The 14,598-nt window shown below is 70.0% G+C and carries 16 protein-coding genes and 3 pseudogenes; 12 read left to right on the top strand and 7 right to left on the bottom strand.

What is annotated here, in order from left to right:
- Window position 1: 1 nt before the first annotated feature.
- From OG272_RS01525 to OG272_RS01505, 5 genes and pseudogenes are all read left to right on the top strand, one after another.
- Entirely contained in the window at window positions 2–955 is a 954-nt protein-coding gene (locus OG272_RS01525) for a glycosyl hydrolase (protein WP_328222187.1), read from the top strand.
- Window positions 952–1,530 (top strand): hypothetical protein, encoded by a 579-nt coding sequence (locus tag OG272_RS01520; protein WP_327731852.1) that lies wholly within the window; start codon window positions 952–954, stop codon window positions 1,528–1,530. The genes OG272_RS01525 and OG272_RS01520 overlap by 4 nt, the downstream gene beginning before the upstream one ends.
- Window positions 1,527–3,911: a carbohydrate binding domain-containing protein gene (locus OG272_RS01515; protein ID WP_327731853.1), complete on the top strand. Its 2,385-nt coding sequence runs from the start codon at window positions 1,527–1,529 to the stop codon at window positions 3,909–3,911. The genes OG272_RS01520 and OG272_RS01515 overlap by 4 nt, the downstream gene beginning before the upstream one ends.
- 321 nt (window positions 3,912–4,232) lie before the next feature.
- Window positions 4,233–4,328 (top strand): annotated as a pseudogene (locus tag OG272_RS01510) (hypothetical protein); the annotation flags it as partial.
- A gap of 152 nt (window positions 4,329–4,480) precedes the next feature.
- Window positions 4,481–4,885 (top strand): annotated as a pseudogene (locus OG272_RS01505) (glycoside hydrolase family 97 N-terminal domain-containing protein); the annotation flags it as partial.
- 57 nt (window positions 4,886–4,942) lie between these two features.
- On the opposite strand, the pseudogene OG272_RS01500 reads toward OG272_RS01505, so the two are convergent.
- From OG272_RS01500 to OG272_RS01490, 3 genes and pseudogenes are all read right to left on the bottom strand, one after another.
- A pseudogene (locus tag OG272_RS01500) lies at window positions 4,943–5,488 on the bottom strand (SDR family NAD(P)-dependent oxidoreductase); the annotation flags it as partial.
- 107 nt (window positions 5,489–5,595) lie between these two features.
- Window positions 5,596–7,227 carry an NAD(P)/FAD-dependent oxidoreductase gene (locus OG272_RS01495; protein ID WP_327731854.1) on the bottom strand — a complete coding sequence of 544 codons (1,632 nt, stop codon included), beginning with the start codon at window positions 7,225–7,227 and terminating at the stop codon, window positions 5,596–5,598.
- Window positions 7,220–7,732, bottom strand: coding sequence for an SRPBCC family protein (locus OG272_RS01490; protein ID WP_327731855.1), 513 nt, complete (start codon window positions 7,730–7,732; stop codon window positions 7,220–7,222). Before OG272_RS01490 ends, OG272_RS01495 begins: the two co-directional genes overlap by 8 nt.
- Window positions 7,733–7,931: 199 nt before the next feature.
- Here OG272_RS01490 and OG272_RS01485 point away from each other — a divergent pair, with 199 nt between their 5' ends.
- From OG272_RS01485 to OG272_RS01455, 7 genes are all read left to right on the top strand, one after another.
- On the top strand, window positions 7,932–8,096 hold the full coding sequence (locus OG272_RS01485) for a hypothetical protein (RefSeq protein WP_328222185.1): 165 nt from the start codon (window positions 7,932–7,934) through the stop codon (window positions 8,094–8,096).
- A 12-nt stretch (window positions 8,097–8,108) separates the two neighbouring features.
- The gene (locus OG272_RS01480) at window positions 8,109–8,342 is read left to right on the top strand and encodes a hypothetical protein (RefSeq protein WP_327731857.1); all 234 of its coding nucleotides are present in this window, start codon (window positions 8,109–8,111) and stop codon (window positions 8,340–8,342) included.
- 86 nt (window positions 8,343–8,428) lie between these two features.
- Window positions 8,429–9,322 (top strand): amidohydrolase family protein, encoded by an 894-nt coding sequence (locus OG272_RS01475; RefSeq protein WP_327731858.1) that lies wholly within the window; start codon window positions 8,429–8,431, stop codon window positions 9,320–9,322.
- A gap of 640 nt (window positions 9,323–9,962) precedes the next feature.
- Entirely contained in the window at window positions 9,963–10,265 is a 303-nt protein-coding gene (locus OG272_RS01470; RefSeq protein ID WP_327731860.1) for a metalloregulator ArsR/SmtB family transcription factor, read from the top strand.
- Window positions 10,262–10,654 (top strand): VOC family protein, encoded by a 393-nt coding sequence (locus OG272_RS01465; RefSeq protein WP_326573436.1) that lies wholly within the window; start codon window positions 10,262–10,264, stop codon window positions 10,652–10,654. Before OG272_RS01470 ends, OG272_RS01465 begins: the two co-directional genes overlap by 4 nt.
- A gap of 437 nt (window positions 10,655–11,091) precedes the next feature.
- Window positions 11,092–11,424, top strand: coding sequence for a non-heme iron oxygenase ferredoxin subunit (locus OG272_RS01460; protein ID WP_405892238.1), 333 nt, complete (start codon window positions 11,092–11,094; stop codon window positions 11,422–11,424).
- Window positions 11,421–12,080 (top strand): TetR/AcrR family transcriptional regulator, encoded by a 660-nt coding sequence (locus tag OG272_RS01455; RefSeq protein WP_405892236.1) that lies wholly within the window; start codon window positions 11,421–11,423, stop codon window positions 12,078–12,080. Before OG272_RS01460 ends, OG272_RS01455 begins: the two co-directional genes overlap by 4 nt.
- Window positions 12,081–12,288: 208 nt before the next feature.
- Here the strand turns inward: OG272_RS01455 and OG272_RS01450 are convergent, their stop codons facing one another.
- The 4 genes from OG272_RS01450 to OG272_RS01435 all read right to left on the bottom strand — a co-directional run bounded on the left by OG272_RS01450 (window position 12,289) and on the right by OG272_RS01435 (window position 14,513).
- Window positions 12,289–12,933 carry a DNA alkylation repair protein gene (locus OG272_RS01450; protein ID WP_328224639.1) on the bottom strand — a complete coding sequence of 215 codons (645 nt, stop codon included), beginning with the start codon at window positions 12,931–12,933 and terminating at the stop codon, window positions 12,289–12,291.
- A 198-nt stretch (window positions 12,934–13,131) separates the two neighbouring features.
- Window positions 13,132–13,830, bottom strand: a complete 699-nt coding sequence (locus OG272_RS01445) for a helix-turn-helix domain-containing protein (RefSeq protein ID WP_326573431.1) — start codon at window positions 13,828–13,830, stop codon at window positions 13,132–13,134.
- Window positions 13,831–13,857: 27 nt separating this feature from the next.
- Entirely contained in the window at window positions 13,858–14,157 is a 300-nt protein-coding gene (locus OG272_RS01440; RefSeq protein WP_405892233.1) for a hypothetical protein, read from the bottom strand.
- The gene (locus OG272_RS01435) at window positions 14,154–14,513 is read right to left on the bottom strand and encodes a hypothetical protein (RefSeq protein WP_405892231.1); all 360 of its coding nucleotides are present in this window, start codon (window positions 14,511–14,513) and stop codon (window positions 14,154–14,156) included. The genes OG272_RS01440 and OG272_RS01435 overlap by 4 nt, the downstream gene beginning before the upstream one ends.
- Between the last annotated feature and the right edge of the window lie 85 nt (window positions 14,514–14,598).

Raw genomic sequence — 14,598 nt, 5'->3', positions numbered from 1 at the left:
GATGACAGCCATTGACCGCCCCCTGTTCCGCGACCCCATTCACGACGGCGCGACCGACCCCACCGTCGTCTTCAACCGGCACGCCGGCGAGTGGTGGATGTTCTACACGAGCCGCCGCGCCGACGCGCCACCGATGAACGACGTGAGCTGGGTCCACGGGACCGACCTCGGGATCGCGTCCTCCGCGGACGGCGGGGCCACCTGGCTGTACCGGGGAACCGCCGAGGGGCTCGACATCGAGCCAGGGCGCCACACCTACTGGGCGCCCGAGATCGTCGACGACGGAACCGAGTACCACATGTTCGTCAGCGTGATCCGCGGGGTCCCGACCCAGTGGGCGGGCCACACGCGCGTGATCCGTCACTACACGAGCCACGACCTCTTCTCGTGGACCTACCGTTCCACCTTGCCGCTCTCGTCCGAGAGGGTGATCGACGCCTGCGTCCTGCGGCTCCCCACAGGCGGCTACCGCATGTGGTACAAGGACGAGGCCGATCACGCGCACACCTACGCGGCGGACAGCGACGATCTGGCACGGTGGACCGTCCGGGGGCCTGCCGTCGAGTGCTCGAATCACGAGGGCGCGAACGTCTTCGAGCTCGGCGGCAGTTACTGGATGCTCGTCGACGAATGGCATGGACAGCGGGTTCTTCACTCCCGGGACCTGGAGACATGGGAACCGCGAGGACTCGTCCTCGACCGTTCCGGCCAGGGCCCGGACGACGGGGGATACGGCTACCACGCCGACGTCGTCACCAGCGAACTCGGCGCCTACGTCTTCTATTTCACGCACCCGGGGCGGTCCGACGACGGCGCCGTACACCGCAGCGACGACAACGACCGCCGGAGCTCGATCCAGGTCGCCCGCCTGCGGGTGAGCGGAGACACTCTCGTGTGCGACCGCGACGAAGCCCTTGAGGCACCCATCCTTCCTCTCGAAGGGCCGGTCCGGTGACCGGGATTCGAAAGGCGACGAAGGGGGCCCGTCGCACGGGGAGGGTCCCGTTCGTCGGCGTGCTCCTGCTCGTCCCCGCGCTCCTGCTCGTCACCGCCTGCCAGGCCGAAGAACGACCGGCCGGCTCCGGGGTGACCCTGCTCGACGGGAACCGGATCGCCGTCTCCGGGCCGACCCTCATATCGGCCCTCCCCGTCGACGACCAGGGAAACGTCGGAGCAGCGCACGCGCGGAGCCAGATCCCGTCGCTCAAGAGCGTGGCGCTGCAGTACCCCGACGTAAGGGTCCTCATCGCCGACTCCGACGGCCGCACGACCGACGGCGCGCTGAAGAACTTCGCGGCGAACTGGTCCATCCCGCCCGGCCTCGTGGTCGCCGCGGACTCGGCCTCCGCCGGCACCCGGCTGTCCATGGACGGACAGCTCCACACACTCCTGATCGGCGCCGACGGACACGTGGCCGCCGATTGGGCGAACCAGCCCGCTCCGACGCAGGCGATCGTCGCCGCGCTCCGCAAGAGCACGGCGAGCCCAACCACCCAACCCGACAATGTTGTACGGGGAGAGGCACCATGAGACATGTCACCGACATAAGACGCTTCATCGCAGGCCTGGTCGTCACCATGCTGCTCGCCTGCGCCGCGGTAGTGCTCACGCCGGCCGTCCAGGCCCACGCGGCGGGCACCTCCTACTACGTGGACTGCTCGGCGGCGACTAACGGGACCGGCACCTCCGGCTCGCCATGGAACTCGTTGGCCGGCCCGAACGCGAAGACCTTCGCCCCGGGGGACCAGCTGCTGCTGAAGAGAGGAACAACCTGCACCGGAACCCTGCACCCGCTGGGCTCGGGCAGCGCGGCAGACGGATCGATCTCCATCGACGCCTACGGCACGGGCGCCCTGCCGATCATCGCCGGAGGCGGCGGCACGGACGCGATCTACCTGCACAACCAGGAGTACTGGGAGATCTCCAACCTGGAGGTGACCAACACCGGTGCCGTGAAGGGCGCGAACGCGCGGCGCGGTGTCTACGTGGTGCTCGAGAACTACGGCACCGGCAACCACTACAAGATCAGCAACCTCAACATCCACGACGTGAACGGAAACAACTCGAAGGAAGTCGACGGCAGCGCGGGCATCCTCTTCTCCGTTCTCGGGACCACGACACCCAGCGCCTTCAACGACGTCGTCATCGACGGCAACACCGTCGCCGACATCGCCCGCAGCGGTATCAACATGTCCAGCACATGGCTGTGCCGGCCGTCCATCGGATGCAACAACCCCGCCTGGACCCCCTGGACGGGTGTCGTCGTCAGGAACAACACCGTCCATGACACGGACGGCGACGGCATCGTGGTGCAGATGTCGAAGGACGCCCTCATCGAGCACAACGTGGTCTACAACGCGGCGAAGGCCCCCAACGCGGCGAACGCCGGCATCTGGGCCTGGGACTCCGACGGGACCGTGATCCAGTACAACGAGGCGTACGGGACCAAGAAGCTCACCGGGAACCCCGACGGCCAGGGCTTCGACGTCGACTACGGGCAGGACGGCACGATCGTCCAGTACAACTACAGCCACGACAACGAGGGAGGGTTCCTCCTCTTCTGCGGCTGCGGCGGAGGGTCACGCCTCAGCAGCAACGCCGTGGTCCGCTACAACGTCAGCGAGGACGACCGCCTCCGCGTCGTCAACATGCTCGGCTCCCAGGACTCCACGTTCTACAACAACACCATCTACGTCCCCTCCGGGTCCACCGCGAACATCTTCGAGGTCTCCGGCGCCTGGAACGACCTGACGCTCGCCAACAACCTCATCTACAACCTGGGCAGCGGCGGCTACGTCTACACCAGCGGTCAGCCGGCCTCGAACTTCGCCTGGCGGAACAACCTCTTCTACGGCAACCACCCGGCGAGTGAGCCGACCGGCAACGGGAACATCACCGCGGATCCCCTGCTGGTCTCGCCCGGCAGCGGCGGCACGGGCATCGACTCCGTCGACGGCTACCAGCTGACCGCAAGCTCCCCGGCCATCGGCGCGGGAGTCGTCATGCCCGACAACGGCGGCAAGGACTACTGGGGATCACCTGTTCCCGCGGTCTGCGCACCCGACATCGGCGCCGACCAGTTCAGCACGCCGTCCGACGCGACCTGCCTCGCGAACGAGAACCTCGGCTTCGAGAAGGGATCGCTCACGGCGTGGAGCGCGTGGAACTCCGCCTCGGTGGTGAACTCGGGCGCCCACAGCGGAACTTACGCGGTCCGGGTCGGCCCGTCGCCCGCCTCCGTGGAGAACTACGTCCCCGTCGCGCCCCGGACGACGTACCGTGTCTCCGGCTGGGTGAAGTCCGCCGTCGCGGGTGAGGTCATGAACATCGGCGTCAAGAACACCGGTGGCCTGGAAACGGTGGCGAGCGCCAGCGGCACCGCGTGGACGTTCGTCTCCGCCGACTTCACCACCGGCGCGGCGAACAGCACGGTGCGCCTGTACTGCTACAAGAGCTCGGGCAGCGGCAACGGCTACTGCGACGACCTCGCCGTCACCCCCGTCAAGAACCACGTCATCAACGGCAACTTCGAGTCCGGCCACACCGTGCCCTGGCGCAACGGTGACTTCTCGCTCACGGGCACGTCGTCCAACGGCAACGCCGCCGGACTGACGAACTCGTCCCTGAGCGGTGGCACCCTGTGGCAACTCGTCTACACGCTCAAGCCGAACACCACCTACCGGCTGAGCGGCGCGATCGCGAGTCAGACCGCCGGCACCACAACTGCACTGGAGGCCAAGCTCTACAACGGCTCCGCCGTCACGAGTGCCTCGACCACGTCGAGCACCTACTCGAAGCAGTCGACGACCTTCACGACAGGGGCAGGTGTGAACACCGCTCGCATCTACTGCCACCTCGTCTCCGGAACCGGCGACGGCTACTGCGACGAGGTCACCCTGACCGAGCAGTGATCGACGACGCCCGCGGCCGGTGACACCGGCCAGGGCCGACTCGGTGAGCGTGGGCGTGCCCGGCTGATCACGGACCGAGTCCGTGCGGGACGCCCACGCTCTCCGCCTGATTCCCCACGCCGGCCCCTCGCGCGACTCGTTCAAGGGAGAGATGTACTGATCATGGAAACGTCACCACGTCAGGAATAGCCCGACCCGCACGGAACCGCCCGCCCCGGAGCGCTGTCCCGGCGTGGAATCCTCAAGGGAGCGGCGGTCACGGTGGGGGCCGCCTCGCTGGGCCTCGTCGGCGCCGGAGAGGCCGCCGCGGCCGACGCCGCCATGACCGCCACGTCGCCGGACGGCAGCAACAAGATCACGGTGTCGCTGGTCGGCGGGGTGCTCTCCTGGTCGGTCAAGCGGGCCGGCACGACGGTCGTCGACACCTCGGTGCTCGGACTCGCGATGAGCGACGGCACCACGCTGGGCACCGCCGACACCGTGATGACGACCTACCAGCACTGGACCCAGGACAGCCCTGGACCCCGGTGTACGGCCGCAACGCGACGATCAGCGACCACTACCAGGAGATGCGCTGGAAACTGCAGGACAGCGGCAGCGGCGTCACCTTCGGCATCCAGATACGGGCCTACAACAGTGGAGTCGCGCTGCGCTACACGCTGCTCGACACGGGCAAGGCCACCATCTCGGATGAGCTGACCAGCTTCGTGTTCCCCGGCGGAACCCTGGTCCACAGCGCCCGGGACGAGAACGCGTACAGCGCCGTCGCACCGGACGCGATCCCCTCCACCGGCACGTCCGGCACCGACGTCGGCCCGCTGACCGACATGCCGCTGCTGGTCACCCTGGCCGGCGGGCTGCGCGCCTGCACCTGTGAGTCCTCCCGGGTGAACTACCCGCGAGGGATGCTCACCTCGGTCTCCGGGCAGAGCAACACACTCAAGGCGTACCTGATGAAGAAGACCGCCCGGGGCAGCGGCACGGTGCAGACCACCTCGACCGTCACCACGCCGTTCGCCACGCCCTGGCGGGTAGGCGATGCCCACGGCCACGCCGTGATGTGCCGTCTCGGCGCGCAGGGTGTGGGTGAAGGCTTCCACGCCGGATTTGGAGGCGCAGTACGCGCTCATCATGGGGGCGGCGCCGATCGAGGCCAGCGAGGCGATCTGCAGGTGGTATCCGCCGGTCCGTATCAGGTCCGGCAGGAACGTCCGGGCCGTCTCGGCGCTGCCGATCAGATTGACTTCGATCACCCGGCGCCAGGTGGCGGGGTCCGACTCGGCGAAGGGGCCGCCTTCGGCGATTCCCGCGTTCGCCACGACGACCGAGGGCGGGCCCAGACCCGCGCGGACGGCTTCGGCCGCGTCGCCGAGGGCCGTGCCGTCGGTGATGTCGGTTCGCAGGGCCAGCACCGGGCCGGGGAGGGTGGCGGCGGTGGCCTCCAGTGCCGGTTCGTCGTGGTCCAGGAGGGCCAGCCGTACACCTCGCCGGGCGAGCGCGTTCGCCAGCGCCGCTCCGATGCCGCGTGCCGCCCCGGTCACCACGACGGTGCGGTCCTTGAGAGGGCTGTCGTCCACGGCTCGTCCTCCCTCCGGGTGCCTCTTCTGTGCCTCTTATGTTCCTCGTGCAGGGGGCGCGCTCCGTGCTCACGGGCGACCCGGCTGCCGTACGGGCGAGGGGGGTATCAGCGGGGGAGGCCCGGTTTTCCGCCGGTGCGGTCCCGGTGGGCGAGTACGCGTTGGGCGCGGGTGAGGCCGGGCAGCCGATGTCGGCGCAGCGCGGCGCGGGCCGCGTTGGCGCCGGGGGCGCCGTGGACCCCGCCGCCCGGATGGGCGGACGCGGAGGCGAGGTAGAGGCCGTCCACGGGCGTCTCGGGACGGCCGGTGCCGGGGGCGGGGCGGAAGAACAGTTGCTGGTGCAGGGCCGCGGTGCCGCCGTTGAGGGCGCCGCCGTACAGGTTGCGGTCGAGTGACTGGAGGGTGGGCGGGGCCAGCACGCGCCGGGCGCGGATACGGGAGCGGAAACCGGGCGCGAACCGCTCGACCTGGCGTTCGACGCGGTCGGCCATCACCTCCCGCTCCGTGGTGTCCCAGGTGCCTGTCAGGCCCTCGTCGCCCGCGTCGGATCTGATGACGTGCGGCACGTGGGTGTAGGCCCACGCGGCTTCGGTGCCCCGGGGGGAGCGGGAGGGGTCCGCGGTCGTCATCTGGCCGAACAGGGCGAAGGGACGGTCGGGTACCTGGCCCATGGCGATCTGGGCGGCACAGCGCGTGAGTTCGTCCACTCCGTCGCCCAGGTGGACGGTTCCGGCCCGAGCCGCCGCCTCGGCCTGCCAGGGCACGGGCCCGTCGCAGGCCCAGTCGACCTTGAACGTGGCGAAGTCCCACTGGAAGCGCTTCAGGTCGGCCATCAACTGGGACGGGAGGTGTTCCGCCTCGACGAGTTCGCCGTAGAGGGCCGGCGCGGACACATCCGCCAGGACGGCGCGGTGCGCGGCCACCGTCTCGCCGTCGGCGGTGAGCACCCCGGCGGCCCGTCCGTCACGCACCAGGACGCGGCGGACCCGCTGCCCGCAGCGGACGCTGCCACCCTGCGCCGCCAGCCGGCTCACGAGGGCCGCTGTGAGGGCGCCGGCGCCGCCGGCCGGCACGGGGAAGCCGTAGGTCTGTCCGAGCATGCACAGCAGCCAGCCGAAACCGCCGCTGCCCGCGGCCTCCGGCGCGAGGTCGGCGTGCAGGGCGTTCCCGGCCAGCAACAGCTTGCCGCCTTCCCCCTGGAATTCCTCGTCCCCCATGCGGCGCACCGGCGTGACCAGGGTGCGCGCCATCCGCAGGCCGCCGGCCGCCCTCAGCTTGACGGCGAGGCGGGCTGTGGCGCGCAGCGGCGGGAAGGGGGTGAACAGCGCGTCCACGATGTCGGGGCCGAGCCGTTCCCATGTGGCGTGCAGTCGTTTCCAGGCGTCCCCGTCGCCCGGGTGGAAGGCGTCGAGGGAGTCGGCGGTGGCGTCGATCCCGCGGGAGAGCACCGCGCACCTGCCGTCGCTGAGGGGGTGGGCCAGGACGTGTGGCGCGTGGCTCCAGCGCAGGCCGTGCTCGTCGAGACCCAGTCGTGCCACCACCGGTGACGCGGCGGCGAGGGGGTAGAAGGAGCTGAACAGGTCGCTGACGAAGTCGGGGTCGACATTCCTGTCGTGGCGTACCGCGCCCCCGGGCTCGGGTTGTTCCTCGAGGACCGCCACGCTCCATCCGGCGTCGGCCAGCAGGTTGGCGGCCACCAGCCCGTTGGGGCCGGCTCCGACGACCACCGCGTCAGGCATGGCCGCCGGTGCCGTGTGCCGCCCTGCGCCTCCCGTGCAGGCTCGTGGGCTGTTCGGCCCTGGCCCCGGCCTCGGCTTGTGCCTCGCAGAGCCGGGCCAGCCGGGCCAGCATCGTGCGGTGCCGCAGTTGGATCAGTGCCTCCACACCCATGTTGTGGAGTGTTCCGCCCACTCCCTGCAGCGGGTGCTCGTCCGCGATCACGAGGCAGTACCGTCCCCAGGGGCGGAGTTCGATGAAGATGCGCGCCGTTCCCAGCGCGCCTGCCTGCGCTTCCAGCTCCAGCTCGGAGCCCTCCACACAGTGCCGGACGACGGTCTCGTTGCTCAGCCGCACGGGGCCCACGCGGACCTCGTAGGCGATCGCCGAGTCCACCTGTGGCCACTGCCCCCGCACCGGCTCGGAGGCCGACGTTCCCACCACCCACTCCGCATACCGGGTGCCGTCCGCGAGGACGGCCCACACGGCCTGCGGACTCACCTTGATCAGACGATGCCGTACAGCCATGCCGCACCTCCAGCCCGTACCGCCTCGGTCGACAGCCGAGTGCCCGGCCCGGTGAGAACCACACCGACTCGCGAGCGTGCGAGCGGGGCGCCCCGTGGCGGCTGGTCGGTCGCTGGGCGCGTAGGCCGGATGCGGAGGAGAATGCCGACATCAACGGCGGGGGGACGCGTTCAAGGGGCGCCTGAAGCTCTACCGGACGATGTTCATCAGCGAGGCCGTCGCCATCATGGAGTGGAAGGGAAAGGCCGGAGCCACGGAGGAGCGGCTGAAGACGGAGAGCCAGGACGGCGCCGGGATCGCGAAGCGTTTCCGTGACGCGGTGGCGGGTGGCAGTGACCCGGTCGGGGTCATGCCATGCCCGTGAGCAATCACCTGGGTGACGAGGGCCAGGCCGCCGATACTCCACATCAAGAAGACTCGTGAAGCGGAAACCGGCAGCGAATTCCCGAAGGCCGCGGCAGGCGAAGGGAAACTCGCGGGCTATATCGGCCTGAAGCCCGAGGCCAAGGAGCCGTTCAGCTTCTCCATCGGCGACAGCGACATCACACGCCTGCTCTTTCAGCTGTTCGTGGAGGACGTACGAGCGGTCAAGGGCGACAAGAACGTGTAGTCCGGGGCGGCCGCGTGACGGATACCTCACCGAACCTGGTGCGGAGGAGTGGACCCGCCACCTCGTCCGAGCCGATCATGGACACCATGCGTGACGTGCCTGGAGCCGAGGAGACCGGTAAGGTCCGCCGTTTCTGGGAGTCGCTCGGTCTTCCCGGACTGGTCGACGTCCACACCCACTTCATGCCCGAGCGTGTCCTGCGCAAGGTGTGGCAGTACTTCGACGGACTCGGACCGCTGACCGGCGGGATGGAGTGGCCGATCACCTATCGGCAGGAGGAGGCGGAACGGGCGGGCCTGCTCCGGGAGTTCGGTGTGCGGGCCTTCACCTCGATGCTGTACCCGCACAAGCCGGGCATGGCCCGATGGCTGAACGGCTGGGCGGCCGACTTCGCCCGCCGCACCCCCGACTGTCTCCACACCGCCACCCTCTACCCCGAGCCGGGCGCCGAGGAATACGTCGGGGAGGCCGTAGAAGCGGGCGCGCGCGTCTTCAAGGCGCATGTTCAGGTGGGGGCGTACGACCCGGCCGACGAACTCCTCCAGCGGCCATGGGGGTTGCTGGCGGAGGCGGGCATCCCTGTGGTGATCCACTGCGGTTCCGGACCCGCGCCCGGCAAGCACACCGGCCCCGAGCCGATCGCCCGGGTACTGGCGCGACATCCCCGGTTGCGGCTGGTCGTCGCACACATGGGGATGCCGGAGTACGAGGAGTTTTTCGGCCTCGCCGAGCGGTACGGCGAGGTGCGGCTGGACACGACGATGGCGTTCACCGACTTCAGCGAGGGGTTCATGCCGTTCCCCCGCCGGGCCCTGCCTCGGCTGGCCGCCCTCGGTGACCGCGTCCTCCTCGGCTCCGACTTCCCCAACATCCCCTACCCGTACGTCCACCAGCTCCAGGCCCTGGAGCGGCTGAACCTCGGGGAGCCGTGGCTGCGGGCGGTGTGCCACGACAACGCGGCGGGGTTGTTCGGACTGTGAGAGCCCCTTCGTGATGTCTCACGGGGAACGGCTCCGATGTCGCCCGCCGGACGCCGTAATTCGGCGGCACGGTACCGGCGTCGTCCGCCGGCCGTCCGTTGGCCGCCCGTCTGCCGTCCGCCGGGTGTCGCCGCGACGGCGGCAGCGGCTGCCCCGTTCGCGGCCATGGCTTTGGCCATCGCGCTCGTCGGCGTGCCGCCGCGAGACGTCCGCGAAGCGATCCTCATCACTGGCACGACCATGCGCCTCGTCCCGGCGGCCGGCGGCCGCACGTTCTTCGAGACGGCGCCCCCGGCGGATCCGCCGGGTAGGGCCCGGTACGGCGCGGCCTCGGCGGCCCGCGCCGACACCTCGACGAGGCGTTCACGGCACTCGGGCTCCCCTCACTCCCGACCGGCTTCGGCCACCATCCCGAGCGGCTGGCGGGGGTACCGGGTGCGCAGCTGGTCGAGCGTCGGTCCTTCTTCCGGGCGATGCAGGAGTCGAGAGCGATGCCGCCGTCGGCGTCGGTGTCGGTGTCGGTGTCCTGATCTCCATCGGTGGCGGGTGGGCCGGATGCGGATCGGCAGGGCGCGGGCGCGTGTGACTTGATAGGCACGTGACTTGATAGGCAAGTGAAAAGTTGCCTATCCTGGGGAACGTGGCCGACGACCTGTTCAAAGCCTTGGCCGACCCCACGCGCCGCATCATTCTCGACGAGCTCACCGAGAAGTCCGGACAGACACTGTTCGAGATCTGTTCGCGACTGAGCATGAAGCATCAGCTCGGCATCTCGCGCCAGGCGATCTCCCAGCACCTCGCCGTGCTGGAGGCCGCCGGGCTCGTCGAGACCAGGCGGGAGGGCCGCTACAAGTTCCACGACCTGAACACGGCCCCGCTGCGGCAGATCGCCGAGCGATGGCTCGTGGCCGACCCATCCGGACCGCAGGAGAGCACCCCATGAAGATCCATCTGACCAGCGTCTTCGTCGACGACCAGGCCAGGGCCGAGCACTTCTACACCGAGATCCTCGGCTTCGTGAAGAAACATGACGTCCCGGTGGGTGAAAAGGACCGGTGGCTGACCGTCGTCTCGCCCGACGAGCTCGACGGCACCGAACTCCTCCTGGAACCCGCAGGCCATCCCGCCGCCCGGACCTACCGCGACACGCTCGTCGAGGACGGCATCCCGCTCGCCCAGTTCGCCGTCGACGACGTGCAGGCGGAGTACGAGCGGCTGCGTGGCCTCGGTGTGCGCTTCATCCAGGAGCCCCTGGAGATGGGCCCCGTCACCACCGCCGTCTTCGACGACACCTGCGGCAACCTGATCCAGATCGCGACGCAGCCGCAGTAGCCACGGCCACCGCCAGGGTGTCGCCGCCGTCTCGTTCGCTGGTGAGAGCGGTGCCGTCCAGGAAGAGCACCGCTCAGGGCGCGCGGCATGTGTGTTTCTCCGCTTTTCGCGCCTGCGTCCACGCGTGCCCCGTCCCCCGGACCGCCCCCGTCCGGTACGCGTACAAGGACTCGTCGGTTCGTGCGCGGTCCGGCCAAGCGGGCAGTCGTGGCACGCGCGCGTACAGGCCGATTTCCGCGGAGATGTGACAGCGGCTTAGGTCCATGTGCCGAGACCGGTTCGGGCTGGGGTCGGGTCCCCGTCCCGGGCCGCGTCGCTAGCGTTGACGATCCAACACGATCACACGCGTGACGCTCCTGGCCCTGGGCGGATGTGCCCTGTGTACCCCTGTGGAGCCGAAGGCCGACCCCTGTGTCATGGACACATCGAGGAGAGCGATGCCCGGCAGCGGCTACACGTACCTTTGCACGTTCGACGTGTTGCAGGAGGGCGTCCCCCGACGGTTCGAGGTGGAGGGCGTCCCGGTCTCCCTGGTCCTGACGGAGCAGCAGGTGTTCGCGATCTACGATGTGTGCTCGCACAGCGCCGTATCGCTCTCCGAGGGTGAGGTGGACGGGTGCACGGTCGAGTGCTGGCTGCACGCCTCCCGTTTCGACCTGCGGACCGGAGCCCCCCTCGATCCGCCGGCGTCGCGTCCCGTCCCCGTGTACCCGGTGCGGGTCCAGGACGGTCGCGTCTACGCACGAGTGGGACCGCGGAGCGAACGGTGACGAGGACGCCGGACGACGCCACCGCGGAGCGGGCCGACGCCGCCCGCAACCGCGCCCGATTACTGGAGGCGGCTGCCCGCTTGGTGGCCGACCGGGGAGCCGAGCACGTGACGATGCACGAGGTCGCGCGGGCGGCGGGGGTGGGAAAGGGCACGCTCTTCCGCCGGTTCGGTGACCGTGACGGGCTCCTGCTGGCCCTGCAGGGCGACGCCGAGGCGGAATTCCATGAGGCGTACACATGCGGTCCTCCTCCACTCGGGCCGGGAGCACCGGCGCGGGACCGGCTGATGGCGTTCGGCTGCGCCCTGATCGAGCGCATCGCCGACGACGAGAACCCGGGCGCCGCGCTGGCACGCCAGGTCTCCGTCGACCGGCGCCATGACTCGGACACCTGCCGGGCTTTCCACCACCACATCGAGTGCCTCTTGCGTGAAGCGGAGGTCGGGGGTGATCCCACCCTGCTCGCCCACGCCATGCTCGCCTTCGTGAACCTCGGGACCATGGACCACCTGCGCGACGAGAACCAGGTCGCCGCCGCACGCCTGCGGACCGCCTGGGCGGACCTGGTCCGGCGGGTGACCGGAGCCGACGGACGAGACGACCGGAGGGTCGAAACCACAACCGGCGCAGCGAGGCCGCGACGTACGCCACGGTAACAACCTGACATGTAGTCAGAGAACCGGCCGATGGCCCCTTACCCGCAGGTGAGAAACCCAAGGGGGGATAAAACCCGCCCGTCAACGGCGCAAGCGGGCTGCCCCTGTCCGACCTCTCCGGCCCCATCCACCGGGAGCGGGCGCTCGTGGCCCCGTAGCGGCTGACGGCGCGACGCCCGTGGCCACGAACACGATCGAGGCCGGTGTCCTAGGTGTCGTGCTGTCGGCGCACCATCTCGGTGATCCAGACGGGTGCGAACGGAGAGGTGCAGCCCGGGGAGGTCGGATAGTCCTTGAGCACCTCCAGGCGCTCACCGATGTCGATCGCACGGGCGCGGTGCTCGGCGTGGTCGATGCCGATCCGGGCCAGGCAGTGGTTCATCGCCCACTGCAGGCGGTCCGGGGCGTCTTGCATCTCCGTCTCGACGACGTCGAGCAGTCCCACGAGATCGAGGCCCTCGGGATTCTTCGCCACGCGTTCGGTGGTCAGCGCCCAGCCGGCACTCGCGACCACGGGATCCGGATCGGCGGACCAGGCCAGGCGGAGCTCTTCCGCGTGCGGGTTCTTCTTCACCACGTAGTTCACGAGCCAGTCGTGCACCTTGGGTGTGCGCGCCTCGCGCACCATGACGTCCAACTCGTCCCGCCCGAACGCCTTCGGGCGGCAGATCAGGAGTGCCAGCAGCCTTGCCGCGCTGTCACCCGTCTCCCAGAGCCGGCACGCGAGTTCCTGCTGCGTCTTCAGCCGCTTCGCGAGCGCGCGCAGCTTGCCAAGGTTCACACCGTGGTCGTCACCGTGTCTCTCGTTCACCTCGCGTGCCTTCGGGTCCTCCAACCCGGCCAGCTCCGCCATCACCTCGGCGACCGTCGTCCCGGTCAGCGTCGTCTCGGCCACCTCGGCCCCCTGTCCCTCACGTGGAGATTCAGCCTAGCGGTGCCGGAACGTCGGCCGTCATCCGTCGGTGGTCATCCGTCGAGGACGCCGAGGGCGGAGGAGGCCGGTAGGTGCTGGTCGGCGGTCCGGACGGTGAGGTGCTGTGCGGCCTCGGGCTCAGCCGCTCTTGCCCGGCGCCGGTGCGGTGGGGCCTGCCGGCCCGGCGCGGAGCATGGCGTTGTAGAGGGCGTCGTGCGCGGGTGAGGCGGGCAGAGGGCCGCGGGCCGGTGCTTCCAGGGACTGGATCATGAGGGCCACGACACGGCGCCAGGCGTCCGGGGCGGCGTCGCCGGTCGCGTTGACGACGCCGGCGTTGGCCATGTGGATCAGGACCAGGTCCGAGGGGTCGAAGTCCTCCCGCAGACGACCGGTGGCCTTGGCACGGCCGATGAGCTCGACCATGGACTCGTACGCCTCGTCGCGGCGCTTCTCCAGGGCTTTGGCGGTGGGGAAGGTCATGGTCAGGACGTCGGCGAAGCCGTAGTCGGCGGCCTGCATCGCGCAGGCGGTCTCGATGTAGCCGACGAAGCCGTGCCAGGGGTCGGGGTCGTCGAGGGCGACGGCGACCGCGTCGGCGTAGGCGTCCATCCGGTCGGAGAAGACCGCGGCGACGAGCGCCTCCTTCGCGGGGAAGTGACGGAGGATCGTCGCGATCCCCACACCCGCCTCCCGTGCCACCGACGCCATCGAGGCGTTCAGGCCGTCGCGGGCGAACACCGAGCGTCCGGCGGCGATGATCCGCCCCCGGTTGCGTTCGGCGTCACTGCGCAGCCGAGGCGCGGTGGGTTCGTCAGGGTGTCGGGCGCCAGGGGTCATGCCGATCATCCTAGCAATCGGATCACCCTATCCACTTGTGAGGGGATGCCGTAGATCTTGTTGCCCCAAGCGCCCACCTGCCAGGCGCCGGTGGGCAGGGCGGCCAGGTTCGGGTACCTTCTTGATCTTGTCCCCGGCCGGGTACGGGGTGAGATCGGCGAGCTGGGTGCCGGCCAGACCGCCCGTGTTGAAGCCGGAGTTCCACCAGGCCGGCAGCTGGATCCAGTCCGGCAGCTTCTTGGCCGAGGTCATCGTGGGGACGATGGTGCGGTAGTTGTTGCCGTCGGTGGGCTTGACCGTGAGGTCGATGCCCAAGGCCTTGTTCATGGCCCGGTTGAACGAGTTGCCCGGGGCCGGGACGGTGCCCCACAGCGGAGTGACGGCGGTGTAGCTGCCGCCCCGGCCCGGAACGCCGTCGACCGTCCTGGCCGCTGGGCGGGGTAGTTCAGGAAGCCGGGGTCGGTCGCGATGTCGGAGCCGCCGCCGACCGACGGGATGTCCGGCTGGACGGCGCGGCTGGGCACATGGGCTGGGAGTGCGGCCTTGAGCCCCTTCCTGGTGTTGGTTCCGCCGGTGTTCGGTCCGCCGCCGCCGCACGCGGACAGCAGTGGCGCCACGGCGGCGGTACCGGCCACGGCGGCGGCCGTGCTCAGGAGGGTTCTGCGGTTCATGCGGTTGGTCATGGGCGGGCTGCTTTCGCCGATGCGACTGGGAAGGGAAGGCTCGGGACCGCGCGGCCGGTGCCCCGGCCGCGCGGCGGTGGTACTC

Source organism: Streptomyces sp. NBC_00104 (assembly GCF_045160825.1).
Taxonomy (GTDB): domain Bacteria; phylum Actinomycetota; class Actinomycetes; order Streptomycetales; family Streptomycetaceae; genus Streptomyces.
The sequence above is the reverse complement of the archived record's forward strand: the minus strand, read 5'-3'. Positions and strand labels throughout refer to the sequence as shown.

Excerpts from the sequence above, each read along its gene's own strand:
- OG272_RS01435 (WP_405892231.1), bottom strand. The coding sequence starts at position 14,513 with ATGACCAACCGCATGAACCGCAGAACCCTCCTGAGCACGGCCGCCGCC.
- OG272_RS01495 (WP_327731854.1), bottom strand. The coding sequence starts at position 7,227 with ATGCCTGACGCGGTGGTCGTCGGAGCCGGCCCCAACGGGCTGGTGGCC.
- OG272_RS01525 (WP_328222187.1), top strand. The coding sequence starts at position 2 with ATGACAGCCATTGACCGCCCCCTGTTCCGCGACCCCATTCACGACGGC.
- OG272_RS01475 (WP_327731858.1), top strand. The coding sequence starts at position 8,429 with ATGCGTGACGTGCCTGGAGCCGAGGAGACCGGTAAGGTCCGCCGTTTC.
- OG272_RS01440 (WP_405892233.1), bottom strand. The coding sequence starts at position 14,157 with ATGAACAAGGCCTTGGGCATCGACCTCACGGTCAAGCCCACCGACGGC.
- OG272_RS01460 (WP_405892238.1), top strand. The coding sequence starts at position 11,092 with ATGCCCGGCAGCGGCTACACGTACCTTTGCACGTTCGACGTGTTGCAG.
- OG272_RS01485 (WP_328222185.1), top strand. The coding sequence starts at position 7,932 with ATGTTCATCAGCGAGGCCGTCGCCATCATGGAGTGGAAGGGAAAGGCC.
- OG272_RS01445 (WP_326573431.1), bottom strand. The coding sequence starts at position 13,830 with ATGACCCCTGGCGCCCGACACCCTGACGAACCCACCGCGCCTCGGCTG.
- OG272_RS01515 (WP_327731853.1), top strand. The coding sequence starts at position 1,527 with ATGAGACATGTCACCGACATAAGACGCTTCATCGCAGGCCTGGTCGTC.
- OG272_RS01490 (WP_327731855.1), bottom strand. The coding sequence starts at position 7,732 with ATGGCTGTACGGCATCGTCTGATCAAGGTGAGTCCGCAGGCCGTGTGG.
- OG272_RS01465 (WP_326573436.1), top strand. The coding sequence starts at position 10,262 with ATGAAGATCCATCTGACCAGCGTCTTCGTCGACGACCAGGCCAGGGCC.
- OG272_RS01450 (WP_328224639.1), bottom strand. The coding sequence starts at position 12,933 with ATGGCGGAGCTGGCCGGGTTGGAGGACCCGAAGGCACGCGAGGTGAAC.